23 protein-coding genes and 1 pseudogene are annotated in these 24,190 nt (G+C 72.7%); 11 read left to right on the plus strand and 13 right to left on the minus strand.

Annotation, left to right across the window (positions count from 1 at the left end):
• The 3 genes from BUE44_RS27680 to BUE44_RS27690 all read right to left on the minus strand — a co-directional run.
• A partial coding sequence (locus BUE44_RS27680; RefSeq protein ID WP_143172598.1) for a sigma-70 family RNA polymerase sigma factor occupies positions 1 to 581 on the minus strand: 581 nt, incomplete at its 3' end.
• Positions 582 to 698: 117 nt separating this feature from the next.
• Positions 699 to 1,145, minus strand: coding sequence for a DUF2267 domain-containing protein (locus BUE44_RS27685; protein WP_073501744.1), 447 nt, complete (start codon positions 1,143 to 1,145; stop codon positions 699 to 701).
• 139 nt (positions 1,146 to 1,284) lie between these two features.
• Positions 1,285 to 1,716, minus strand: a complete 432-nt coding sequence (locus tag BUE44_RS27690) for an Hsp20/alpha crystallin family protein (protein WP_073501745.1) — start codon at positions 1,714 to 1,716, stop codon at positions 1,285 to 1,287.
• 80 nt (positions 1,717 to 1,796) lie between these two features.
• Between BUE44_RS27690 and BUE44_RS27695 the strand changes: the two genes are divergently transcribed.
• Together BUE44_RS27695 and BUE44_RS27700 are read left to right on the plus strand one after the other, a co-directional pair.
• Positions 1,797 to 2,519 (plus strand): type III effector protein, encoded by a 723-nt coding sequence (locus tag BUE44_RS27695; protein WP_235002516.1) that lies wholly within the window; start codon positions 1,797 to 1,799, stop codon positions 2,517 to 2,519.
• Positions 2,520 to 3,104: 585 nt separating this feature from the next.
• Positions 3,105 to 3,446 (plus strand): MerR family transcriptional regulator, encoded by a 342-nt coding sequence (locus BUE44_RS27700; protein WP_073501746.1) that lies wholly within the window; start codon positions 3,105 to 3,107, stop codon positions 3,444 to 3,446.
• A gap of 144 nt (positions 3,447 to 3,590) precedes the next feature.
• Here the strand turns inward: BUE44_RS27700 and BUE44_RS27705 are convergent, their stop codons facing one another.
• Both BUE44_RS27705 and BUE44_RS27710 read right to left on the minus strand, forming a co-directional pair.
• On the minus strand, positions 3,591 to 3,947 hold the full coding sequence (locus tag BUE44_RS27705) for a PRC domain containing protein (protein WP_073501747.1): 357 nt from the start codon (positions 3,945 to 3,947) through the stop codon (positions 3,591 to 3,593).
• A gap of 127 nt (positions 3,948 to 4,074) precedes the next feature.
• Positions 4,075 to 4,596, minus strand: a complete 522-nt coding sequence (locus tag BUE44_RS27710) for a DinB family protein (protein WP_235002518.1) — start codon at positions 4,594 to 4,596, stop codon at positions 4,075 to 4,077.
• Positions 4,597 to 4,932: 336 nt separating this feature from the next.
• Here BUE44_RS27710 and BUE44_RS27715 point away from each other — a divergent pair, with 336 nt between their 5' ends.
• The 6 genes and pseudogenes from BUE44_RS27715 to BUE44_RS27740 all read left to right on the plus strand — a co-directional run bounded on the left by BUE44_RS27715 (position 4,933) and on the right by BUE44_RS27740 (position 13,402).
• Positions 4,933 to 6,315, plus strand: a complete 1,383-nt coding sequence (locus BUE44_RS27715; protein ID WP_079190144.1) for an MFS transporter — start codon at positions 4,933 to 4,935, stop codon at positions 6,313 to 6,315.
• Between the two features lie 356 nt (positions 6,316 to 6,671).
• Positions 6,672 to 6,995 carry a plasmid stabilization protein gene (locus tag BUE44_RS27720; RefSeq protein WP_073501748.1) on the plus strand — a complete coding sequence of 108 codons (324 nt, stop codon included), beginning with the start codon at positions 6,672 to 6,674 and terminating at the stop codon, positions 6,993 to 6,995.
• A 54-nt stretch (positions 6,996 to 7,049) separates the two neighbouring features.
• Positions 7,050 to 10,142: an FAD-binding and (Fe-S)-binding domain-containing protein gene (locus BUE44_RS27725; RefSeq protein ID WP_073501749.1), complete on the plus strand. Its 3,093-nt coding sequence runs from the start codon at positions 7,050 to 7,052 to the stop codon at positions 10,140 to 10,142.
• A 64-nt stretch (positions 10,143 to 10,206) separates the two neighbouring features.
• Positions 10,207 to 12,018: a thiamine pyrophosphate-requiring protein gene (locus BUE44_RS27730; protein WP_073501750.1), complete on the plus strand. Its 1,812-nt coding sequence runs from the start codon at positions 10,207 to 10,209 to the stop codon at positions 12,016 to 12,018.
• Positions 12,019 to 12,021: 3 nt separating this feature from the next.
• Positions 12,022 to 12,213: pseudogene (locus BUE44_RS27735) on the plus strand (enolase C-terminal domain-like protein); the annotation flags it as partial.
• 145 nt (positions 12,214 to 12,358) lie between these two features.
• Positions 12,359 to 13,402, plus strand: coding sequence for an SDR family oxidoreductase (locus BUE44_RS27740; protein ID WP_073501751.1), 1,044 nt, complete (start codon positions 12,359 to 12,361; stop codon positions 13,400 to 13,402).
• A 15-nt stretch (positions 13,403 to 13,417) separates the two neighbouring features.
• Here the strand turns inward: BUE44_RS27740 and BUE44_RS27745 are convergent, their stop codons facing one another.
• The 3 genes from BUE44_RS27745 to BUE44_RS27755 all read right to left on the minus strand — a co-directional run bounded on the left by BUE44_RS27745 (position 13,418) and on the right by BUE44_RS27755 (position 15,473).
• A complete protein-coding gene (locus BUE44_RS27745) occupies positions 13,418 to 14,380 on the minus strand; it encodes a TIGR03557 family F420-dependent LLM class oxidoreductase (protein WP_073501752.1) in 963 nt (320 codons plus the stop codon).
• Positions 14,381 to 14,410: 30 nt separating this feature from the next.
• Positions 14,411 to 15,115, minus strand: coding sequence for an HAD family hydrolase (locus BUE44_RS27750; RefSeq protein WP_073501753.1), 705 nt, complete (start codon positions 15,113 to 15,115; stop codon positions 14,411 to 14,413).
• 91 nt (positions 15,116 to 15,206) lie between these two features.
• Positions 15,207 to 15,473: a DUF4235 domain-containing protein gene (locus BUE44_RS27755; RefSeq protein ID WP_073501754.1), complete on the minus strand. Its 267-nt coding sequence runs from the start codon at positions 15,471 to 15,473 to the stop codon at positions 15,207 to 15,209.
• Between the two features lie 498 nt (positions 15,474 to 15,971).
• On the opposite strand from BUE44_RS27755, the gene BUE44_RS27765 reads away from it, so the two are divergent.
• Together BUE44_RS27765 and BUE44_RS27770 are read left to right on the plus strand one after the other, a co-directional pair.
• A complete protein-coding gene (locus tag BUE44_RS27765) occupies positions 15,972 to 16,364 on the plus strand; it encodes an ATP-binding protein (protein ID WP_235002521.1) in 393 nt (130 codons plus the stop codon).
• Between the two features lie 222 nt (positions 16,365 to 16,586).
• Positions 16,587 to 16,889, plus strand: coding sequence for an STAS domain-containing protein (locus tag BUE44_RS27770; RefSeq protein WP_159450309.1), 303 nt, complete (start codon positions 16,587 to 16,589; stop codon positions 16,887 to 16,889).
• A gap of 589 nt (positions 16,890 to 17,478) precedes the next feature.
• Here BUE44_RS27770 and BUE44_RS27775 read toward each other — a convergent pair.
• Complete coding sequence (locus tag BUE44_RS27775; RefSeq protein ID WP_073501823.1) at positions 17,479 to 19,038, minus strand: sensor histidine kinase; 1,560 nt, start codon at positions 19,036 to 19,038, stop codon at positions 17,479 to 17,481.
• Between the two features lie 248 nt (positions 19,039 to 19,286).
• On the opposite strand from BUE44_RS27775, the gene BUE44_RS27780 reads away from it, so the two are divergent.
• Positions 19,287 to 20,072 carry a response regulator gene (locus tag BUE44_RS27780; protein WP_079190138.1) on the plus strand — a complete coding sequence of 262 codons (786 nt, stop codon included), beginning with the start codon at positions 19,287 to 19,289 and terminating at the stop codon, positions 20,070 to 20,072.
• Between the two features lie 56 nt (positions 20,073 to 20,128).
• Here the strand turns inward: BUE44_RS27780 and BUE44_RS27785 are convergent, their stop codons facing one another.
• From BUE44_RS27785 to BUE44_RS27800, 4 genes are all read right to left on the minus strand, one after another.
• A complete protein-coding gene (locus tag BUE44_RS27785; RefSeq protein ID WP_073501757.1) occupies positions 20,129 to 21,130 on the minus strand; it encodes a Rossmann-fold NAD(P)-binding domain-containing protein in 1,002 nt (333 codons plus the stop codon).
• A gap of 74 nt (positions 21,131 to 21,204) precedes the next feature.
• Positions 21,205 to 21,717: a hypothetical protein gene (locus BUE44_RS27790; RefSeq protein ID WP_143172595.1), complete on the minus strand. Its 513-nt coding sequence runs from the start codon at positions 21,715 to 21,717 to the stop codon at positions 21,205 to 21,207.
• Complete coding sequence (locus BUE44_RS27795) at positions 21,714 to 22,580, minus strand: hypothetical protein (RefSeq protein WP_073501759.1); 867 nt, start codon at positions 22,578 to 22,580, stop codon at positions 21,714 to 21,716. The genes BUE44_RS27790 and BUE44_RS27795 overlap by 4 nt, the downstream gene beginning before the upstream one ends.
• Positions 22,577 to 24,190, minus strand: a complete 1,614-nt coding sequence (locus tag BUE44_RS27800) for an AMP-binding protein (protein WP_073501760.1) — start codon at positions 24,188 to 24,190, stop codon at positions 22,577 to 22,579. The genes BUE44_RS27795 and BUE44_RS27800 overlap by 4 nt, the downstream gene beginning before the upstream one ends.

The following is a 24,190-nucleotide window of genomic DNA, read 5'->3' on the forward strand; positions in this document are numbered from 1 at the left end:
CCCGCGGTGTAGCCGTTGGAGGCCACCAGGCCCTCGATGACCTCTTCCTCGGTGATCTCCAGGTACGCGGCCAGTTCCGCCACGCTCGGCGGCGCGTCCAGCACGGCCGTCAGGTGGTCGCGGGCCTTGGCCAGCTCCACCCGCAACTCCTGCAGGCGGCGCGGCACATGCACCGCCCAGGAGGTGTCGCGGAAGAACCGCTTCATCTCCCCCACGATGTACGGCACCGCGAAGGTGGTGAACTCCACCTCGCGCGACAGGTCGAACCGGTCGATCGCCTTGATCAGCCCGATCGTGCCGACCTGCAGGATGTCCTCCCACTCCTCCGGACCGCGGCTGCGGAACCGCCGCGCGGAGAAGTGCACCAGGGACATGTTCATCTCGATCAGCGTGTTGCGGGCGTAGCTGTACTCGCGGGTGCCCTCTTCGAGGGTCTGCAGCCGGTCGAAGAACAGCCGGGACAGCTCCCGCGCGTCCTTGGGGGCGACCTTGCCCGCGTCCTCGATGAAGGGAAGGCCGGCGGTCTGCTGGTCGGACTCCGCCGAGCGGGCCGCCGGGCCCGAGGGGGCGGACGCGTCCATCACAGCGATCTCGGTGGTCATGTCATCACCTCTCGGGCTTTCGTTCGGCTGCGACTCTAATGCCCCGCTGGGAGCCGGGCATGCACACAATTTCATCCGAACAGGCGTCGGGGCAATTCAGGCGGCCTGGACCAGCTCGGCACGCCCGAACAACAGCGCGTATCCGGAGGGGAGTTCATCCAGGATTCGGGTCAGCAGGCCCGGGTCCGCCAGGGCGGCGACGGCGCCGAGTACGGCACCGGTGTCCCACCGGGCGACGGCGGGGCTCGTACCGGAGCGGGCGGCGACGTCCTGGACGAAGCCCCAGCCGGTGAGGGGTTGGGCCGCGGGCGCCGCGCAGTGGAGGGGACGGGCGGCCTCGGCGGGCAGCTGGGCGGCGAGCTCGGCGCGCAGGTCGCCGCCCAGCTGGGCTGCGAGGGCCGCCAGGACGGTGCGCGTGACCTGCTCGGCTCGCTCACGGGTCGGGTAGGCGCCGTCGTAGCGGATGCGTTCCAGCGTCTGGTCGTAGCTGGGCGCCGGTGCGTTCCGGCGCCGTCCGGGCTGCGTGGGCACGGGAGTGGGCATGGGCGGGGAGCGGACTTTCCGTCTCGGGCGGCGGCCGGCCCGTCAGAGGGACCGGCCGCCGCGTGCGGGGGTGGGCTTCTCGGTGGGCGGCGCGCTCGGCCCTCCGGGAGGCGGTTCCCGCCTCCCGGAGGTGCCGGGTTCAGCCGGCGATCTCCTGCCGGGCCGGCTTCGCGCCGACGGCGATCTTGCGGGGCTTGGCGCGCTCGGCGACCGGGATGCGCAGCGTCAGCACCCCGGCCTCGTAGTCGGCCCGGATGCGCTCGGTGTCCAGGGCGTCCGCCAGCACGATCCGGCGGGAGAAGACGCCGAGCGGCCGCTCGGACACGTCCATCTGCACGCCGTCGCCCTGCGCGGTGGGGCGCCGCTCGGCCTTGACGGTCAGAGTGTCGCGCTCGACGTCGATGTCGATCGCCTCCGGGGAGACCCCGGGCAGGTCGAAGGAGACCACGTACTCCTCGCCGTCGCGGTAGGCGTCCATCGGCATCGCCGCCGGCCTCGACCAAGTGCCGGGGCGCAGGAGCTGCTCGGTGAGTCGGTCCAGTTCACGGAAGGGGTCGGTACGCATCAGCATCGCGGAACACCTCCAGTAGGTCGGGCAGTTGCTGCCGGGTGTCGTTCACCTGCCCACCGTTGTACCATGTCATCCATCCGATGACAAACATCTTCGTCACCCGGAAGGTGACACTGGAGGACACCACCGTGACAGCCGACCGAACCGCGCCGCCCGGTCCCCCGGGAGACGGCACGGCCACCTCCTTCCTCACCGCCGCGGCAGCCCTGGAGACCATCCGGGCGGCACTGAACGACGCCGCCCACGCATCCGCCGGCGACGACCCCGGACCCGCGGAAGGCCCCCAGCAGGCCCTCGCCTCCCTGATGCTGCTGCGCGAAGTACGCGAGCAGCTCGCCGGCTGGGAGACGGGCCTGATCGAGACGGCCCGGACAGCCGGCGCCACGTGGGCCGACCTGGCCACCCCCCTCGGCGTCGCCAGCCGCCAGGCCGCGGAACGCCGCTACCTGCGCCTGCGCCCCGGCACGCCCGGGTCCACCGGCGAGGAGCGGGTCAACGCCACCCGCAACCAGCGCGCCGCCGACCGCACCATCGACAGTTGGGCCCGGGCCAACGCCTCCGACCTGCGCAGGCTGGCCGGCGAGATCACCGCGCTCACGGACCTGCCCACCACCGCCGGCTCCGCACTCGGCCACCTCGACACCGCGCTCGCCGCGGACGACGCCGCCGGTCTCCTCAGCCCGCTGGCCGCCACCCGCCCCCACCTGCGAACCGGCCACCCGGACCTGGCCAGCCGCATCGACACCGTCACCCGGCACACCGACCGGCTCCGCGCCCCGCGGGGCGGCGACTCGCCCGCCTGACGACCGCCGGCGCCTCGCGGCCCAAGTTAGCTCTGCTTCGAACACCGAAAAATCTATCGCGGCGGAAGTAGACATGGCGCGGCGGTGTGGTTAAGGTTTCTCTCGTAGCCAGAAGGACAGCAGGGCCGGGCAGAGACGAACTGCCCGGCAGCGGTACCCGCAGTACAGCAGTCGCAGTGCGCAGGACGGTGCGGTGGTGGAGTTCCGAAGCCAGGGTTGTCGCAGGACGGCGACGGGGCTGACGACCGGACCGGGTGGCCTGAGTGATGAGGGGCCGCCACCAGCAGGACAGAAGTAAGCAAGCAGTTCCGAAGGCAAGTGCTGACAAGAGGGAAGAACGGAGGAGCAGCGCGCCATCAGGATCGCCCGGGTGGATCAGAGAGCCCGGGTACCGCAGGACATCGATAGTGAGGTGGTCTCCGGTCAAGCAACCGCGATCCCCGCAGGTCCCGCCGTCCCCCCGGCAGGCATGCGGACACAGAAGGCCGGCGCAGTCCAGAGGCCGGCAGATGGTGTAACCCGTTCCTTCGGGGCCTTGGTGCCGTACGGCACCAAGGCCCCTCCAGCGTGTTCCAGAGAGGTGCGATGACAGCAGGCGATTCCTACGGCCGGCTCGAAGACGACGACTATCCCGCCTACACGATGGGCCGGGCCGCCGAGATACTCGGCACCACCCAGGGCTTCCTGCGCGCCATCGGTGAAGCCCGCCTGATCACCCCGCTGCGCTCCGAGGGCGGCCACCGGCGCTACTCCCGCTACCAGCTGCGCATCGCCGCCCGCGCCCGCGAACTCGTCGACCAGGGCACCCCCATCGGGGCCGCCTGCCGCATCGTCATCCTCGAGGACCAGCTCGAAGAAGCCCAGCGCATCAACGAGGCACTGCGCCGGTCCGGCCACTCCAGGCTCGGCGACCGGGCCGACGCCTGACCCCTCCGCGCCGACCGGGCCGGCCGCCCCGCCGCGGGTGTTTTTCCCCCGGGCGGCGGTCCGTTCACCTCGGCGCCTGCCGAACGCGACAACAGGGCGGCCCGGACATCTGCTCGTCCGGGCCGCCCTGTGCTGCGCGTGAGGTCACTCGCGGGTGGCCTGCGTGCCGTAGTAGCCGCCGACCTGCTGGTGGTAGTCCGGGTCGGTGGTGTGGCTGTCCTTGTCGAACTCCGGCGCGCCCTTGATCTCGTCCTTCGTCCGCGAGACGCGCACGACCTTGGCGTCGTGGTCGATGGCCTCGATCGTCCCGGCGGGCAGCAGGACCGACTTGCCGAAGATCCAGACTCCGGTGTCGACCACCAGGTAGGCGCCGCCGACCTCGTTCGAGTGCTTGTCGACCTTGCCGATGTGACCGTCCGTCGCCTCGACCTTGTAGCCGACGACGTCGGCGTCCGCCTGATAGCCGGAAGTCGCCCCGTAGCTCCAGATGTTGTCGCTCATAGTTCGCGTCCTTCCGTTGCCGTACAAAGCTGTGAAGCGGTCGCACCACGTGTGGTCGGTCGCTGCTTCACGCAAGGGCGGCTACCCCCGCGCCATGCGGGCACACCTCCGGCTCCGACGTCAGGACCTAGCGGGGGCCGAGGCCGGTGCGGCCGTCGAGGAGTTCGCGTGCGGTGTCGAGGTGGCCCAGATGGCGGGCGGTCTCCTCGATCATGTGGAGGGCGATCCCGCGCAGGTCGGCGACCTCCCCGTCCGGGTCGTTGCCGTGCCCTCGTGCCGGCTTCGCGTCCAGCGGCGTGGTCGCCAGCAGGTCGTTCGCCCGCTCGCACTGCTCACGGTAGAAGGCGAAGACCTCCGCGACCGGATGCGCCGAGGTCATCAGGTTCTCGTCGTCGCCGGGCCACGGCACTTCGGACGCCGTCCCGCCGAAGACCGTCTGGAACCAGTACCGCTCGGCGTAACCGAGGTGCTTGACCAGCCCGAGCGGCGTCCATCCCGAGGGCACGACCGCGGTCCGCAGCTGCTCGTCGGTGAGCCCCTCGAGAATGGCCAGCGCACTGGCCCGCTGCGCGTCCAGGTAGTGCCGCAGGGCAGCGGCTTCCGCGGTCATCGTGCCGGTGGGACGCATGGTCGATCTCTCGGGTGACACGGCCGCATTTTATGCCCGGGGACTCCTGCGGGGGCAAGGCAGGCGGACGGCGCCCGCAGGCAGGCCCCGCCGGCTGTGGCGGCGGGCCGGGGCGCCGGCGCCGGGGGCCGTCCCGGCGCATGATCGGCGCCCGACCGGGCACCCGTGTCCAGGTCGGACGCCTGCCCGGGGGCAGCGGGTGTGACCGCGATCCGCCGGTGGTGAATCCCCGTGCGTCAGGGAAAGGACACCCCACCCGTGCACCTGACTCGTACGACCTCGCAGCAGGACTCGGCCGAGGGGCGGGACACCTCCGCCCGGTGGCGCGCGCTGGCGGTCTGCCTTACCGCGAGTTTCATGACGCTGCTGGACGTGAGCATCGTCAATGTGGCGCTGCCCTCGATCCGCACCGGGATCGGCGCGTCGCAGAGCGGCCTGCAGTGGGTGCTGTCGGGTTACGCCCTCGCCTTCGGCCTGGTGCTGGTGCCGGCCGGGCGCGTCGGGGACATCCGCGGCCGCCGGAATGTCTTCATGGTGGGACTCGTGGTGTTCACCGTGGCCAGCTCGCTGGCCGGCGCGGCGCAGAACGAGGGGTGGCTGGTGGCCGCGCGGCTCGTCCAGGGGGTGGCCGGCGGCATCCTCGTCCCGCAGGTCTCCGGATTCATCCAGCAGATGTTCCGCGGGGCGGAACGCGGGCGGGCCTTCGGGCTGCTCGGCGCCACCATCGGCGTGTCCACCGCCGTCGGGCCGCTGCTCGGCGGGCTGCTGATCCAGCTGTTCGGGACGCATGAGGGCTGGCGCTGGGTCTTCTACGTCAACCTGCCGATCGGCGTCGTGCTGCTGCCGCTCGCCTACCGGCTCCTGCCGGGCGGGCGGCAGCGGGACGGCGGCGGACGGGCGCGCGGCGATCTCGATCCGGTCGGCGTCGTCCTGCTGGGCCTGGGGACGGTGGCGCTGCTCCTGCCGTTCGTCCAGGAGCGGGAGTGGCCGGGCGCGCAGAAATGGGCACTGCTCCCGGTGGCCCTGGCCGTCCTCGGCGGCTTCGTGGCCTGGGAGCGGCACTACGGCCGCAGCCACGAGCCGCTGGTGAACCTGGCGCTGTTCCGCCGGCGCTCGTACGGGCTCGGCACCATGCTGTCCCTGCTGTACTTCGCCGGCTTCACCTCGATCTTCTTCGTCATGACGCTCTTCCTCCAGAACGGGATGCGGTATTCCGCGCTGGAGGCGGGCGCAGCCATCACGCCGTTCGCCCTCGGCTCGGGCACCGCGGCGGCGATCGGCGGCCGCGTCGTGACCCGGATCGGCCGCCCGCTGGTCGCGGCGGGCCTGGGCATGGTGGTCGTCGGGCTGCTCGGCACGGTGCTGGCCGTCCACCAGGACAGCGGCCGGTCCGTGGGACTGGTCACCGCGCTGCCGCTGCTGTTCGCGGGCGTGGGCAGCGGGCTGGTGATCTCGCCGAACCAGACGCTGACGCTCAGTGAGGTCCCGGTGGACCGGGCGGGCAGCGCCGGGGGCGTCCTCCAGACCGCCCAGCGGATCGGTTCCGCGGCGGGTATCGCCGCTGTCGGCTCGGTCTTCTTCTCCAAGGCCGGCGGTGCCCGCCCCGACTGGTCCGCCGGGCTCCAGGCCGGGCTGATCACCTCGGCCGGCCTGGCCGCGCTCGCCCTGGTGGTCGCGCTCGTCGACGTCACGACGGGTCCGCCCAACGCGGCGCAGGAAGCCGGCGACGGGAAGCCCTGACCCGGCTCCGGCACAGGCTCCCCCGGTGAGCGGTGACGGCGGTGCTGCGCCCCACTGGGTGCGGGCCATCGGGACGGAGATTGCGCGCCGCGGGGCGTCCGGTGCGCGGGCCGGGTACGGGGGAAGGGCTGCGGGCCGACGGCCGTGGTGTCCGTCCCGAGGTGAACCGCCGGTAGCCGGGCGGCGCCCGTCCCCTACGGGAGCCGCATGCGTACGGGATGCCGCGCCGGGCAGGCGGACGGCGACGGCCCTTCGGATTCCCCCTGCCGGGCCCGGTGCGCACCGAGATGCCGCGCAGCCGGTCGAGCAGGCCCGTGCATGCCGGTGGGCCGACACACAGAGAGAAGGTGGGTGTGATGCCCAGGGGATCGAACGCCAAGCGCGAACGGCAGTACGAGCACATCAAGGACAGCGCCAAGGACCGCGGCGCGTCCGACAAGCGCGCGAAGGAGATCGCGGCGCGCACGGTGAACAAGGAGCGGGCCCGTGCGGGCGAGTCCCGTACCGCGAGCCGCACCTCCACGCAGGACATGTCGTCGTCGAAGCGGGGCGGGCAGCGCTCCCACTCCGGCTCGCAGGGCCCCACGAAGGACCAGCTGTACAACGAGGCCCGGCAGCGCGGCATCAAGGGCCGCTCGACCATGTCGAAGGCGGAGCTGAACAAGGCGCTCGGCCACTGACGAGCCGCCCACGGCTGAGCCGCCGTTCGTGAGAGCAGCACCGGGGAAGGCGCGATGACCACGACCGCAGGACCGCAGCCGGCGGCGAAGGAGCCCGACGGCGCACTGGACGTCGAAGCCCTGGAGCGCGCGCTGCGCGCCGAGGTGGACGGCGAGGTGCGCTTCGACGCCGGCAGCCGCGGCGCGTACGCCACCGACGGTTCGAACTACCGGCAGGTCCCGATCGGCGTGGTGGTCCCGCGCTCGGTCGACGCCGGAGCGGCCGCGGTGGCGGTGTGCGCCCGCTTCGGGGCGCCGGTGCTGTCCCGGGGCGGCGGTACGAGTCTGGGCGGGCAGTGCACGAACACCGCGGTGGTCCTCGACTGGACGAAATACTGCGACGCCCTGGTCTCGGTCGACACGGACGCGCGCACCTGCGTGGTCGAGCCGGGCATCGTGCTGGACGAGCTGAACCGGCGGTTGGCCGCGTACGGCCTGATGTTCGGCCCGAAGCCCTCCACGCACAGCCACTGCACGCTCGGCGGGATGATCGGCAATAACTCCTGCGGAGCCTCCGCCCAGGCGTACGGCAAGACGGTGGACAACGTCCGCCGGCTGGAGGTCCTGACCTACGACGGCGCCAGGATGTGGACGGGCCGCACGTCACCACGGGAGTACGAGGAGATCGCCGCCGCGGGTGGCCGCCGCGCCCAGCTCTACACGGGCATGCGCGAGCTGGCCGACACCTACCTGGCCGACATCCGGCAGGGCTACCCGAAGATCCCGCGCCGGGTGTCCGGCTACAACCTCGACGACCTGCTGCCCGAGAACGGCTTCCACGTCGCACGGGCGCTGGTCGGCAGCGAGGGCACCCTGGTCACCGTGCTGCACGCCGAGCTGGACCTGGTGCCGGTCCCGGCCGCCCAGGCGATCCTCGTCCTGGGCTATCCCGACATCTTCGCGGCCGCCGACGACGTGACCCCGGTCCTGGAACACAGCGAGCCGGCCCAGCTGGAGGCGATGGACGGCCGGATGGCGCAGCTGATGCGGGAGGAGAGCAGCCATCTGGAGTCGCTGAACTCGTTCCCCGAGGGCGACAGCTGGCTGCTGGTGCAGTTCACCGGCGTCGACAGCCACGACGTGGACCGGCAGGCCCGCGAGCTGCTGCGGGCCCTGGGCCGGCGCACGGACGATCCGACGGTCGCGCTGTCCGAGGACCCGGAGCGCGAGCAGCGGACGCTCAGGGCCCGTGAGGCGGGCCTCGGCGTCACCGCGCGGCCCCCGGACGACCGGGAGACGTGGGAGGGCTGGGAGGACTCGGCGGTGCCGCCGGACCGGCTCGGGGACTACCTGCGCGATCTGAGGAAGCTCTTCGCCGAGTTCGGCTACGACCACCCCTCGCTCTACGGCCACTTCGGGCAGGGGTGCGTGCACACCCGCATCCCGTTCGGGCTGCGGACCGCGGAGGGGGTGGCCGCCTTCCACTCCTTCCTGCTCAAGGCCGCCGACCTGGTCGTCTCCTACGGGGGGTCGCTGTCCGGCGAGCACGGTGACGGGCAGGCCCGCGGAGAGCTGCTGCCGAAGATGTTCGGCGACCGCCTGGTCGGCGCGTTCGGCGAGCTCAAGGCGCTCTTCGACGCCGGCAACCGGATGAATCCGGGCAAGGTCGTGGCGCCTAACGCCGCCGACTCCCATCTGCGGCTGGGCCCGCTGTGGCGGCCGCGTGACGACTCCGACGCGCGCTTCGGCTACCCGGACGACGACCACTCCTTCAACCAGGCCGTCATGCGCTGCGTCGGCGTCGGCAACTGCCGCACCCACGAAGGCGGCGTGATGTGCCCCTCCTACCGGGCCACCGGCGAGGAGGAGCACTCCACCCGCGGCCGCGCCCGGCTGCTGTTCGAGATGATCGGCGGCCACACCGACTCCCCCGTCACCGACGGGTGGCGCTCCACCGAGGTCCGCGACGCCCTCGACCTGTGTCTGGCCTGCAAGGGCTGCAAGTCCGACTGCCCGGTCGGCGTCGACATGGCCACGTACAAGGCGGAGTTCCTGTCCCACCACTACCAGGGGCGGCTGCGGCCCGCGGCGCACTACGCGCTGGGATGGCTGCCGCTGTGGGCCCGCGCCTCGCGGATCGCCCCCGGGCTGGTGAACACGGTGCTGCGCGCACCGGGCCTCTCCCGGGTCGGCAAGCGCCTGGCCGGGGTCGCGGACCGCGACGCGCCGCTGTTCGCCGAGGAGTCCTTCGTCCAGTGGTGGCGGGCTCGCGGCACGCCGGAGCCGTCTCCCGGCGACCCCCGCGCGGTCGTGCTGTGGCCGGACACCTTCAGCACCTACTTCCACCCGTCGGTCGCCAGGTCCGCCGTCCGGGTGATGGAGGACGCCGGATTCCGGGTGTACGTGCCGACCGAGGCGGTGTGCTGCGGGCTGACCTGGATCTCCACCGGCCAACTCGACGCCGCCCAGCGGGTGCTGCGCCGCACGCTCGCGGTGCTGCGGCCGTGGATCGAGGCGGGCACGCCGGTCGTCGGCCTTGAGCCGTCGTGCACCGCCGTCTTCCGCGCCGACGCGCCCGAGCTGATGCCGGACGACGAGGGCGTCAAGCGGCTGGCCGGGCAGTTCCTCACCTTCTCCGAGCTGCTCCTGCACCGCGCTCCCGAAGGCTGGCGGCCGCCGGTGCTCACCCGGGCCGCCACCGTGCAGACCCACTGCCACCAGCACGCCGTGACGAAATTCGACGCCGACCGGGAGCTGATGCGCCGCGCAGGCATCGACGCGGACGTCCTGGACGAGGGCTGCTGCGGGCTCGCGGGGAATTTCGGGTTCGAAGCCGGGCACCACGAGCTGTCCATGGAGATCGGCGAGCTGGGGGTCCTGCCCGCGGTGCGGGAGACCGCGCCCAGCGCCCTGGTGCTGGCGGACGGCTTCAGCTGCCGCACCCAGATCGAACAGGGCGGCACGGGCCGCGGCGCGCTGCACCTCGCCGAGGCGCTGGCCATGGCGCTGGACGGGCCCGCGCCCGCGGACCGTCCCGAGAAGGCCGCCGCCAGACCCGCCGCCCCGTCCCGGGCGGCGGGCCGCGCCGCGACCGGCGCCGCGGCACTGGCCGCCGCCGGGACCGCCCTCGGGGCCGCCTACGCCCTGGCACGGCTGAGGAGACGGTGAACCGCCGCTCGCCCGGAGCACGCATCCGCCCACCGCAGAAACGAGAGGAAGAACCACCGTGTCGATGAAGGTCTCCGACTACGTACTCCAACGCCTGCGCGAATGGGACGTCGAGCACGTCTTCGCCTACGCGGGCGACGGCATCAACGGCCTGCTCGCCGCCTGGGGCCGGGCCGAGAACAAGCCGCGGTTCGTCCAGGCCCGCCACGAGGAGATGGCCGCCTTCGAGGCCGTCGGCTATGCCAAGTTCTCCGGCAAGGTCGGCGTCTGCGCGGCCACCTCGGGGCCCGGCGCGATCCACCTGCTCAACGGCCTGTACGACGCCAAACTGGACCACGTACCGGTGGTGGCGATCGTCGGGCAGACCAACCGCAGTGCGATGGGCGGCAGTTACCAGCAGGAGGTCGACCTGCTGAGCCTGTACAAGGACGTGGCCGCCGACTTCTGCGAGATGGTCACCGTCCCCGAGCAGCTGCCGAACGTCATCGACCGGGCGATCCGCACCGCCTACGGCAAGCGCACCGTCACCGCCGTGATCATCCCGGCGGACGTCCAGGAACTGGACTACTCGCCGCCCACCCATGCCTTCAAGATGGTGCCCTCCAGCCTCGGCATGTCGTCGTCCGCGCCGGTGCCCGGCGAGGCCGACCTCCTGCGGGCCGCGGAGGTGCTCAACGCGGGCGAGAAGGTCGCCGTCCTGGTCGGCCAGGGCGCCCGCGGCGCCCAGGCCGAGGTCGTGCAGCTCGCCGACCTCCTCGGCGCGGGCGTCGCCAAGGCGCTGCTCGGCAAGGACGTCCTGTCCGACGAACTCCCCTACGTCACCGGCTCCATCGGCCTGCTCGGCACCCGCCCCTCCTACGAGCTGATGCAGGACTGCGACACCCTGCTGGTCATCGGCTCCAGCTTCCCCTACACCCAGTTCCTGCCCGACTTCGGACAGGCCCGCGCCGTGCAGATCGACCTCGACCCCTTCATGGTCGGGCTGCGCTACCCCTTCGAGGTCAACCTCGTCGGCGACGCGGCCGGCACGCTGCGCGCCCTGCTGCCGCACCTGAAGCGCAAGAAGCACGGCTCGTGGCGGAAGACCGTGGAGAAGAACACCGCCCGCTGGTGGGAGGTCATGCAGCGCCGCGCGGCCGTGGACGCCGACCCGATCAACCCCGAATACGTCGTCCACGCCCTGAACGACCTGCTGCCGCACGACGTCATGCTGTCGGCGGACTCCGGCTCGTCGGCCAACTGGTACGCCCGGCACCTGAGGATGCGCGGCGAGATGCGCGGCTCGCTGTCCGGCACGCTGGCCACCATGGGGCCCGGCGTGCCCTACGTCATCGGTGCGAAGTTCGCCCACCCCGACCGCCCCGCCATCGCCCTGGTCGGCGACGGCGCCATGCAGATGAACGGCATGGCCGAACTCATCACCGCCGCCAAATACTGGCGTGACTGGCAGGACCGCCGGCTGATCGTGGCCGTCCTGAACAACCAGGACCTCAACCAGGTCACCTGGGAGATGCGGGCCATGTCCGGGGCGCCGCAGTTCCTGCCGTCACAGGCCCTGCCGGACGTGCCCTACGCCGACTTCGCCCGCTCCATCGGACTGGACGGCGTACGCGTGGAGAAGCCGGAGGGCGTGCTGGACGCCTGGCAGCAGGCGCTGGCCGCGGACCGGCCGTTCGTCATCGACTTCCGCACCGACCCGGCCGTACCCCCGATCCCGCCGCACGCCACGCTCGACCAGATCGAGGCCGCCACCGCCGCGATCGTGCACGGCGACAGCGACCGTACCGCCATGGTCCGCCAGGGCATCAAGGCCAAGGTCCAGGAGATGTTGCCCGGCCACCGCCACCGCGACGACCGCCCCGGAGCGGAGGACTGAACCGTGCCCCACGGAGCCACGAGCGGCGCCGGCGAGCCGGGTATCCCCCGGGTCAAGATCAAGATCGGCGGGTCCTGGGGCGCCTCGGAGGCCCGCGACCGGGAGCGGATCAGCCGTGCGCGGCGCAGCATCGGCGACGGCGTGGAGCTCTACGTCGACGCCAACGGCGCCTACACCCGCAATCAGGCGGTCCGGGTGGCACGCCGGCGCGGTGCGTCCGGGCGCCGACGGCGCGCCCGGGCACGGGCTCGCCCTGCGTGCCGATGTGGCGGACCGCTATCGCAAGAGCTGAGGGCGCGCGGTCGCGCCCGGCATTTTCCCGAGAAAGGCAGACGACGACATGCCCCAGACTGTCCTGATCACCGGAGCCAGCGGCGGGATCGGCCGTGCCACCGCCCGCGAGTTCGCCCGCAGGGGCGACCGGATCGGCCTGGTCGCCCGCGGCCGCACCGGCCTGGAGGCGGCGGCCCGCGAGGTGCGGGAACTGGGCGGCCAGGCGGTGGTGGTACCGGCCGACGTCGCGGACCACACCGCCGTGCACGACGCGGCCGAAGAGGTCGAACGGCACTTCGGGCCCCTCGACGTGTGGGTCAACGTCGCCTTCACCTCGGTCTTCGCACCCTTCACCGAGATCCGCCCCGAGGACTTCCGGCGCGTCACGGAGGTCACCTACCTCGGCTACGTCAACGGGACCCGTGAAGCGCTGGCGCGGATGCTCCCCCGCGACCGGGGCACGATCGTGCAGGTCGGCTCCGCCCTGGGCGCCCGCTCGATCCCCCTGCAGTCCGCCTACTGCGGCGCGAAGCACGCCGTGAACGGCTTCACCTCCTCGGTGCGCACCGAACTCATGCACATGAAGAGCAACGTGCACATCACGGTGGTGCAGATGCCCGCGGTCAACACGCCGCAGTTCTCCTGGGTGCGCTCCCGGCTGCCGAAGCAGCCGCAGCCGGTCGCCCCGATCTACCAGCCCGAGGTGGCGGCCCGCGCCGTCCTGCGCGCCGCCGAGCGCCCCCGGCGCAAGCAGTATTACGTCGGCGCCTCGACCGTCGCCACGATCCTGGCCGACAAGGTCGCCGCGGGCCTGCTCGACCGCTACCTGGCCCGTACCGGCTACGACTCCCAGCAGAGCGGGCAGGACGTCCCCGCCGACCGCAAGGACAACCTGTGGGAGCCGCTGGACGGCGCGGGGAAGGCCGGGCCCGGGCACGACTACGGCGCGCACGGAAGCTTCGACGACCGCTCCCACGCCCGGTCCCCGCAGACCTGGCTGTCGCAGCACCCCGGCCTCGCGTGGCCGTCGGCCGGCCTGCTGCTCACCCTCACGGCGGCGGCCACGGCCCGTGCACGCCGCGCGGCCCTGCGGCGTCCCGGGCACCGGTGAGCGGGAAGGGCCCGGCTACCGCGACTCGGTCAGGCGGGGCAGCACCTCGGTCTTGTAGAAGTCGAAGAACTGCCGCTGGTCGGGGCCGATCTGGTTCACGTACACCTCGTCGAACCCGGCCCCGGTGTAGGCCGTCACCGCCTTGACGTGGTCGTCGGCGCTGTCACCGCAGACGACGGCGTCCGCGATCATCTCCTCGGTGACCAGGCTGCTCGCCTGCTCGAAGTGCTCGGGGGTCGGCAGGACCTGCGGCAGCTCCCCGGGAAGCTGCTCGTTCGGCCACAGCCGGTGCACGGTCTTCACCGCCCGCTGCCGGTCGGTGTCCCAGCACACCTTCAGACCGCCGACGACCGGCTTGCCGGCGCCGCCCGCCTGGCGGAACCTGTCCACCAGCGCGGCGTCGGGCTGCATCGTCACGAAGCCGTCGCCGATGCGTCCGGCCACATCCGCCGCGCGCGGGCCGAACCCGGAGATGTACAGCGGCGCCGGCTCGTCGGGGACGGTGTACAGGCGGGCGTTCTCCACCGTGTAGTGGGTGCCGCGGTGGGTGACCCGCTCGCCGGTGAACAGCTTCCTGATCACCTCCACCGCCTCCTCCAGCCTCTCCAGCCGCACACCGGCGTCCGGCCAGCCGCCGCCGACGATGTGCTCGTTGAGCGCCTCGCCACTGCCCAGCCCGAAACGGAACCTCCCGCCGGTGAGCACCGCCGCCGTGGCCGCGGCCTGCGCGTTGAGCGCCGGGTGCATGCGGACCGTCGGGCAGGTCACCAGCGTGGTGATCGGCAGCGACGTCACCTGGGAGATCGCGCCGATCATCGACCACACGAAGGGGCTCTGCCCCTGCTCGTCGTTCCAGGGGTGGAAGTGGTCCGAGATGGCGAGCGCCTGGAAACCGGCCTGCTCCGCCATACGGGCCTGGTCGAGGAGTTCCCGCGGGGTGAACTCCTCGCAGGACAGGAAGTATCCGTAAGCGGTCATGGCGGCCCTTTCCTTACGTGGTGGTGCCGGTCACGCCCAGCCCGGCGGGACGGCGAGGAAGCTGTCGTCGAGGCGGCCCAGCAGCTCGGAAGGCGAGTCGTAGACCACCTCCATCCCGGCCTCGTGCAGCTCCTCCCGGGACCAGCCGCCGGTGAGCACGCCCAGGCAGCGGACCCCCGCCTTGCGGGCGGCCTTGCCGTCCCACGCGGCGTCGCCGACGAAGACCGCGCGCTCGGCCGGCACCCCGGCCTTGTCCAGCGCCTGCTGCACCAGGTCGGGGGCGGGCTTGCTGGACGACACGTCCGAAGCGGTGGTGACCGCGGTGATCGCGTCATCGGCGTCGAGCGCGCGCATCATCACCTCGGCCTCCTTCTTCTTCGCCGACGAGGCGAGCACCACCCGCCAGCCGCGTGTCGCACACGCCCGCAGCAGGTCCGACGCCCCGGGCAGCGGGGCCAGCCGGGACCAGTGCTGCGCGTAGAGGGTGTCGTGGGCGGCGCTGAGCGCCTCGTCACCATCGCGGTCGCGCTCCTCGCTCAGCAGCGCGTCCAGCAGGTGGTCACTGCCCATGCCGATGCACCGGTGGATCCGTGCCATGGGGACCCGGAAGCCCTGCTGGCGCAGGGCCTCGGACCAGGCGACGGTGTGCAGGTAGACGGTGTCCATCAGCGTGCCGTCGACGTCGAACAGCACCGCTCCGCCGTCGTCGCCGTCAGGTGTCCCGGTCGTGGTCATACCTCATCCTCTCCGCGCCCTGGGGATGGCGCATCCCGGCCGAAAGCGTCGGATCGCGCCGCGGGGACCTCGCCGGGGGCCGCGGGCGGCGTCACTGCGGCCAACGGCCGGTGACGCGCTCCACCACGTGGGCGCCGCCCCGGGCGACGGTCGCCTTGACCACCGCGAAGATGGCGCCCTGCACCGCAGCCGCGAGCAGGATCTCCCGCCAGGCGCGGTCCTTGTCGGTGGCCTCCGGGGCATCGTCCCCATGGGTGACGAGCTTCCACGACTGCCGGAACAACGCCCCGGCCGCGGCCCCGCCGGCCACACCGAGAAGCAGGCCGACCGGCTTGTACGCGAGCGCCGCGGCCTTCATGCCCGCCTCCCGGCGCGGAGCCGGAGCAGCAGTACGGCCATCCGCGCCATCGCGACCGCCGCCAGCGGCCGGTGACCCCCGGCTGCCCGTCCGGCGGGCCTTCCCCCACCGGCCGGCGCCCGGAGGACGGCGCCGGCGGACCCCCGGCCCTCCTCAGCCCAGGCGCCCGCGCCCCCCATCCGGTCAGCCGGCATGCTCTCACTGCTCATAGGACGGATCCTCACCATCATCTCGGCCACGTCTGGGTGTCCGCGTGCCCCGCGAACGCCGCATCACCCGCCCGAGGGGCGATGTCTCCGGAGGTGGGCCGCCCGCCCGGTGCCGGCGGCGCAGCCGCTGTTACACGGTCACCGGCCGGTTTCGCGTGTGAGCTGCCCTCCTGGGGAAAAGCGGACATGAGCAGCCACTGCTGCGCGCTCGACGCGCCGAGGTCACGGGGAGCCGAGCGGCCCCACGTCAGTTGCCGTCCTGGGGCAGGCGCCGGTTGAGGGTGGTGTGGTGCGCGTAGGCCAGGTCTACAAGGGTTCGCCAGGGGACATAGCCGCTGCTCGGCGCCTTACCGAGGGGTTGCTCGACCACCTGGGAGACACCGGGGCGCCCGCTCCCGGTGACGTCGTCGCGAACGTGCAGCTGGTCGTCAGCGAGCTGGTCACCAACGCGGTGAAGTACGCCGAAGGTCCGTGCGGGGTCGATCTGCGGGTGCTCGGGGACGCCGTCGAGGTCTGCGTCTGGGACACCTCGGAGCAGCCCGTGGCCGAGATGGGCCCGGACCCCGGCCGGGTGGGCCGGCACGGCCTGGAGATCGTGAGGATGGTCTGCGGCGGTTTCCACGTGACGACCACTGCGACGGGCAAGCGGGTCACCGCACGGATACCGCTCCGGCACCCGTAGCCCCGTAGCCCTTCACCGGCCGCCTGCTCGCGGGTGGGAGGGGCGGCAGCCGGCAGCGGCGGAGTCCGGCGCGGATGGTATGCGATCTTTACCGTGCGTGCTCCCGCCGGGCCCTGTCCCTGTGCCAGGCTTGGCCGACGAGAGTTCGATCCCGGAGCGACCATGGACACCTCCTCTGCCACCGCTCCACCGAGCGGCCCACAGCTGTCGGTGGAGTGCGCCGTGGGTTCCCCCAGCGTGATCACCGTGCGCGGTGAGGCCGACCTGGGCGGCATCGGGCCGCTTCAGGAAGCGGTGGACCGCGCGCTGGCACACCAGCCCCACCTGGTCTTCGACCTGGCCGGTGTGAGCTTCGCCGACTCGACCTTCCTCAGCGTGCTCCTGCAGACCCGCCTCAGCGCCCTGGAGCAGGGCGGGAGCGTCCACCTGCGCGCGCCGAGCACGAGCGTCCGCCACCTCCTGGAGATCACCGGCGCGCTCGTCCTGTTCCCGACCGTCGTGGCCGAGCAGCACAGGCACCCCTGATCCGGGGCCGGTGCGCCGGCCGCGGAGTGGCCGGCCGGCGCCCGAGCGGGCGCGGCGCCCGCGGCCGCCAGATCGGCCCACACCTGTTTGCCGATGCCGCGGGTGACCACGCCCCACGAGGCCGCCAGCTCCTCCACCACCACCAGTCCGTGGCCGCCCGCCGCGGTCGGCCGCGGCATCGGCTGGACCCGCGAGTCGTCACTGACCAGGATCCGCAGCCGCCGGGAGTCGAACACCAGCGTCAGGCCCACCACACCGCCCGCGTACCGCAGGGCGTTCGTCACGAGTTCCGAGACCACCAGCCCCACCGCGGCACCGTCGGGGTGCCAGCGCGTGGGCCAGGCGAATCCGGCCACCTGGTCGCAGGCCCACCGCCGCGCGCGGCCCACCTCGTCGGGAGCGGTCGTCACCGCCAGGAACCTCTCAGACATCACCGATCAACGCCCACACACCGGCCTTCCACCGCTCGCTCCCGCGCCGGCGAGGAGAAGCCGGCGCTCGCACGGCATCGCCTGCCCGGGATGGCTGCTTTCACGTGGCCGGCGGGACTTTCGGGCCCGCCGGGACTTTCACATGGCCGCCGGGACTTTCACGTGACGGCCGGTACCGGATCCGGATCGGGGCCCTGGGGCAGTGCGGCGGCCAGGGTGAAGGTGATCCGGGTGCCGCCGGTGTAGTCGGGGTCGATGCCGATGGTGCCGCCGTGGAATTCGACCACCTTCTTGCACATGGCCAGGCCGATGCCGTTGCCGGGGTAGCTCTCGCGGTTGTGCAGGCGCTGGAAGATCACGAAGACCCGTTCGGTGAACTCGGGCTCGATGCCGATCCCGTTGTCGGTGAAGGAGAACCGCCACAGGTCGCCGTCCCGCTCGCACGACAGGTCGATGCGCGGGCTGCGGTCCTCCGCGCGGAACTTCAGGGCGTTGCTGATCAGGTTCTGCAGCAGCATGCCCAGTTGCGTCCGGTCGCCGGCCACCGTGGGGAGCGGGTCGTGGGTCAGGACGGCCCCGGACTCGGCGATGCCGACGCCGAGCGCGGACTCGGTGGCGTCCCACACCTGGTCGAGGTCGACCAGGGCGTGGTCGTTGTGGACGCGGCCCACGCGGGAGAAGGCGAGCAGGTCGTTGATGAGGGCCTGCATGCGGACCGCACCGTCGACCGCGTAGCCGATGTACTGGCCGGCCCGCTCGTCGAGCCCGTCGGCGTAGCGGCGCTGGAGGAGCTGGCAGAAGCTCGCGATCTTGCGCAGGGGCTCCTGGAGGTCGTGCGAGGCGACGTAGGCGAACTGCTCCAACTCGGCGTTGGAGCGGGCCAGGTCGGCGGCGCGGGCGTCCATCGCCTCGCGGGCCGCCTTGCTGGCGGCCAGCTCCCGGACCAGCCGCCCGCGCATGTCCTCCACGTCCCGGGCCAGCGCGCGCATGTCGGCGGGTCCGCCCACGTCGATCCGCTGGTCGAAGTCGCCGCCCGCCACCGCCCTGGCCTGCCACGCCAGCCGCTCCAGAGGCCTGTTGACGCCGCGGCGCAGGGCGAGGAAGACCAGGACGGCGAGGGCGACGAAAGCCACGGCTATCGCGGAGAAGATCGCGTTGCGCGCGCTGCGGGTGTGCCGCAGGTCGGAACGGGCGGCGGCGCGGCGCTCCTCCAGATGCTGCTGCTGGGTCCGCAGGGCGGCTCGCAGGGAGTCGAACTCGGCCTTGCCCTTGTCGGGTCGGGACACCGACGTGGGCATCGGGGCGCCCGGCGGCCCGGCGGCGATGGGCCCGGCCACGTCGGTCCGCCAGCGCGCGGCGCGGGCCAGGACCAGGTCGAGGTCGGCGGAGGCGGTGCGGTCACCCGACGACAGGGCGCGGAGCCGGGCCACCGCGTCCTCCTGCTGGGCCAGCCCCTGCGCGTAAGGCTGCAGGAACGAGGTCTGTCCGGAGAGGGCGTAGCCGCGGGTCCCGGTCTCCTGGTCGACCAGCGCCACCTCCAGGCGCACCGCCTCGATCAGCGAGGGGCTGCTGCGGTCGACCAACTGGTCGGTGACCGCGCCGGCGTGCCGGAAGAAGGCCACCACGAGGGCGGAGAGGACCAGCAGGATCAGCAGCGCGCCCGAGACCCCGGCCGTCAGCCAGCGCGACGTGGTCCACGTGCCCTCGCCGGGACGCACGGGCGGCGCGACGGCCGGCGCCGGCTCGCCGGGGACCGGGTCACCGCCGTCGGCCAAGCCGTAAACGGGGGGCTGCGACTGCGGCCGAGTGGACACCACTGCCTCCAATTCCGCCGGAAGCCGTGGGCTCCCGCGCACCGGCAACGCGCGGTCCGCACCGCGTCGGTGCGTGCACGGCGGCGACACTCTACCCCCCGCGACAACCATGGTTGTCGCCACCTCGGAGACAGGTGCGTAAAGTGACCCTCATGGCCACCGACGAGCGGTCCCCGACACGGGAGGAGACCCTGCGCCGGGCACACGACGCTCTGCACGAACTGGTGCGCGAACTGGCCGCGATCCACGGGGACGGCCCGGACGGCGAGGGCGGCCCGGACGAACTCGCGGAGACGCTCGACCGGCTGGCCGCCCTGGCCGTCCTGCACGACGCGGTGCAGTCCCAGGTGCTGCTCGCCGCCAGGGACGCGGCGGCCGCGGGAGCCAACTACGCCCAGCTGGGCGCCGCCTGGAACATCACCCGGCAAGGCGCCCGCAAGCGCTGGCCCGGTCTGGTCTTCTCCCGAACCCCCGAGTCCGGCCCGCCACGAGGAGGCCCCATGGACACGACCGCACCCGCACGCTCCTACAGCGTGCTGCTCGTCGAGGACGACGACGCCGACGCGCTGCTGATCGAGGAGGCCCTGCTCGAACGCGGCACGGCACGCGTCGTGCACCGCGCCACCGACGGCATCTCCGCGCTGGCGCACCTGCGCGACACCCGCAACCCGCGCCCCGATCTGCTCGTGCTGGACCTCAACATGCCCCGGATGAACGGCCGCCAGCTCCTGGCCGTCCTCAAGGCCGACCCCGTCCTGGTCACGGTCCCCGTCGTCGTGCTCACCACCTCCTCCGCGCCCGACGACATCGCCGGCGCCTACCGCGAGCACGTCAACGCCTACGTCACCAAGCCCGTCAACCTCGACGACTTCAACCGCGCGGTGCAGGGCATCGACGACTTCTTCCTGGACACCATCACCCACCCGGACCGCCCCTGACCCCGCCCCGGGCCCGGGCCCGGGTCAACCGCGCCACGCGGGGGGACGCACCGGGCTCAGCGGCCTTGCGCCGCGTCCCACGCCGCCAGTAGTTCGCGCTCGCGCGTCGCGCTGAGGCCGGCCCGGCGGAGCCGGTCAAGGCCCTGGTCCCGCTCCCAGCGCAGGGTGTCCGCCAGCAGTTCCGCCCGGGGGCGGTGGCGCAGGCCCGCCGCGAGGGCCGCGGAGCCGTCGCGGGCGCTGAAGCCGGCCCACTGCGGGTCGGCCATCCACATCGCGAGCGACTCCGGGCCCATGAACTGCCCGACCTCCCTGTCGAGCAGCCAGCCGGCGTCGGGCTCCACCACCGGTCCGGTGTGGCCGCCGATCTCCCGTGACATCGCGACCCACTCGCTGAAGGGGACGACCGGGCCGACGACGTCGTACGTCCCCGTGGTCCCCTTCTCCGCGCTGTCGAGCAGCCATGCCGCAAGGTCCCTCGCGTCGACCGCCTGCGTCGTCATGCCGGGCGAGGCGGGTACCAGCATGGGCGCCAGGGGTTCGCGCGCCGCGCGGGCGACCCAGTAGCCGGTGCGGCCGCTGTGGTCGCCGGGGCCGCCGATCAGTCCGGCCCGCGCGACGAGGAGCCGGTCGCCCACCGCGGCAGCCGCGGCCTGCTCGCAGGCCACCTTCGCCCCGCCGTACTCCTCGCTGCCGACCTCGTCCCGTTCCGTCGCCGGGAGCAGGTGCGCCGACTCGTCCGCGCCCGGCCGCGCGTGCGAGGCGTACGCGCTGATCGAGGACACGTACGACCAGTGGGCCGCCCGCCCGCCGAGGGCCGCCAGCGCGCCGCGGACGAACCCCGGCTGCCAGGACACCTCGACCACGGCGTCCCACTCCCGGGCCGCCAGGCTCTCGTACGGCGACGGGTCGCGCCGGTCCGCGACGGCCAGGACCGCGCCCGCGGCCACGTCGCCGCTCTCGCCGCGGGCCAGGCATGTCACCTGATGCCCGCGTAGCAATGCCTGCCGCGCGATCTCGCGGCCCACCCACGCTGTTCCGCCCAGTACCAGTATCTCCATCGGCTCATCCGAACACGGACCGCGCGTCCGCGAGACCCTGATTCGCCGAGGGCGTAGCGACCGGTGCCGGGTGGTCAGCGCAGGTCGTCGAGCAGTTCGGCCAGCGCGTCCAGGTCGCGGACGACCCATGAGGACACCGACATCACCGCGAGGTTGTCCACCAGCGAGGTGACAGTGACGATCGGGACGCCGGCCGCATGGGCCGCCTGCATCTCCATCGCCGTGCCCATGCTGAGGGTGCGGTCGGGGAGGAAGGCGACGCACAGGTCGCACTTCGCCGCCTCCTGGGTCATCTCGTTGAAGGTGTCGCGCAGCGCGGCCAGTTCGGCGGGGAGGGAGGCGAGGTGCAGGATGCGGGGGGCGGAGCCGATCAGCGTGGAGATGACCGACAGCGTGGCCGGGTCGGCGAGCCGGCGGGTGACGTCGGCACTCGGGTCGAAGCACTCCGCTTCGGGGAAGCGCGAGCGCACCGCGGTGGCGATCTGCTCGCGGTAGCCCTGGTCGTCGGTCCTCAGGTCGGCGTTGGACCCCTGGATGGTGCCGGCGATGAAGACCCGCTGGAGGTTCATGTGCGCTCGATTCGTCATGCGTCCTGCAGGGAGTAGTCGGCGAGGTCCGTCCGGGGGTCGGCGATCTTCTGGTAGACCCGCGCGGCCGCCACCAGGTGGTCCTCGATGTCCGCGCGTTCCAGGCCGGTGGTACGCCGCAGGTCCGCCCACACGGCGGCCGCGTGGGCGCCGGCGCCGTTGCGGGACGCGGCGCCCTGGCCCGAGCGGAGCCACACGTCCGCGGGTGAGAAGTCGCGGTCGGCGAAGCCCTTGAGCGGGATGATCGCCTCGGCGGTCACCGCCGTGCCGGCCACCAGCGCGCGGATCGAGACGCTGTTCTGCTCGGGGTGGGTGAGCAGCGACGCCATGTCGGCGGAGAAGGCGGCCAGCGAGAACCGGTTCTCGGAGCGGAGCGTGAAGTGGCGGCTCAGGACGTGCGAGCCGCCGCGGACGCTGTACTTCGAGTAGCTCAGCCGGATCCGGTAGCCCTGGCCGGCGGAGCGGTACTGGGCGGCGAGCCGGGCGGGGTGCTCCCCGCCCCGCGCGTCCAGCCGGACCGGCGCCGCGTCGACCTCGACGGAGGAGTGGCCGCGCCGGACCTCGTCCGCCGGGAAACGGATCGGCGTCAGGTGCAGCAGGTACGGGTCCAGGACCAGCACGTCGCCGCCGGTCTCGAAGACCGCCGCGATATGCCGGAGGTCCTGCAGGACCCGGGCCTGCGGGGCACCCAGCGCCGTCGCGCGCTCCGCCACCTGGAGGGTCTGGTGGATGCACGCCACTCCGTGCCGCGGGTCGGGCTCGCTCCCGTTGTACCAGCGCAGGTATTCCGTCGCGCTGTTGTAGGGGACGTCCCGCAGCACCGATTCCAGGGCGGCGGTGTACGGATCGCGGGTCTGTGTCACGTGAACCTCTCCTCCAGCACGGTGTCGTCGGGGCTCTCGGCGAACACCGTCTCCCGCAGCTCCTTGCGGCGCACCTTCCAGGTGGAGGTCCGCGGGAGGCGGTGCCAGGGGATGAACACCGGTGCCTCCAGCGGTGGCAGACCCCGTGTCACCTCGGCCCACTCCTCCTCGCCGAGGTCGGGACCGTCGAGGCTGACCACCGGGACGGGCTTGCGGTCGCCGCGGGTCAGGACGATCACCTCGACGGCGTTCGCGATCCGGTCGAGCAGCTCGCTCTCCAGCTCGGTGGCGCTCCCGCCCGGGATGGCGTCCACCGCGCGGTCGACGAAGTGGATACGGCCGAGGGCGTCCTTGTAGCCGACGTCGCCGGTGTTCCACCAGGAGCCCTTCCACTTCTCGGCGTAGCGGTCGGACTCGCCGACGTAGTCCACGCAGATCGAGTCGCCCTTCGCGAACAGGACGCCGACCTCACCGCGCTTGACCGGGGCGCCCGTCTCCGGGTCGGCGGCCTTGACGCTCACCAGCCCGGGCCAGGGGTTGCCCATCATGTTCATGTTCCCGCCGGCGGCCGCGCGGCGCTTGATCTGGCCGCGGGTGTAGCCGAAGCCGGCCATCGGCCCGACCTCGCTCTGACCCCAGCTGTGGCCCCACAGCACGAACCGGCGCCGGGAGGCCTCCACGAAGGGCCGGGCGATCGAGGGGTGCATCAAATCGAAGGTGTTCATGTAGTAGCGGACCCGGGCGAAGAGCTCCGGCCGGCGGCGTACCAGCGGCACCCAGCACTGGAAGACGTTCGGGGTGGCCTCGATCGTGGTCGGCCGGGCCCGGTCGAGCACCCGCTCGACGTCGTCGGCCTCGTGGCTGCTGGCGATGACCAGGGCCTGCGGGGCCCACCGCAGCTGCGCCATGGCCCAGGCGTACGCCCGGGAGTGCGCGAAGGATATCGAGCTGAGGGCCACGTCCTTCGGGCCGTTGACGGCGATCGGCATCGGCAGCAGTTCCAGCCGGGTGCCGGCCCGGCAGGAGTCCGCGGTGTGCGCGACGAGCTTCGGCGTGTTCGTCGTACCCGAGGTGTGCGTGATCATCATCAGGTCGGTGTCCGCCCGCAGGTCGAGATCCGGCGTGGCGCTGCCCCGCAGGTCGTCGATCGTCAGCAGGCCGGCTCCCGGGTCCGCGGCCGGACCGTCGATGAGCACGGTCCTGCCGTACGGCGTCAGGTCCGCCCCGGCGCGCTCGGCCCGCTCCAGCACCTCGGAGCCGATCAGGGTGACCGAGGGGTCGAGGCGGCGCAGCATCTCCGCGAGGTGCTCGGGGTAGTTCGCACCCGAGACGGTCGCCGCGGTGGCGCCGATCCGGGCGGCGGCCGCGGCCAGCAGGATCATGTCGAAGTGGTTGCGCTTGACGACGGCGATCCGGTCGCCCTTGCGCGCGCCGGCCGCGTACAGCCAGGCCGACGCCTCCCGCACCAGGCCGGCCAGCGCGGCGGCGTCGTAGTCGGTGCCGGCCGCGGGGGCGATGTCGAAGGGGCGGTCCAGGATCAGCTTCGTGGTGCGCGACTGCCCGGCGTGCCAGTCGAAGAGCAGGCCGAGGTTCTTGGGTGGTTTCTTCAC

The organism is Actinacidiphila paucisporea, from assembly GCF_900142575.1.
Taxonomy (GTDB): Bacteria; Actinomycetota; Actinomycetes; order Streptomycetales; family Streptomycetaceae; genus Actinacidiphila; species Actinacidiphila paucisporea.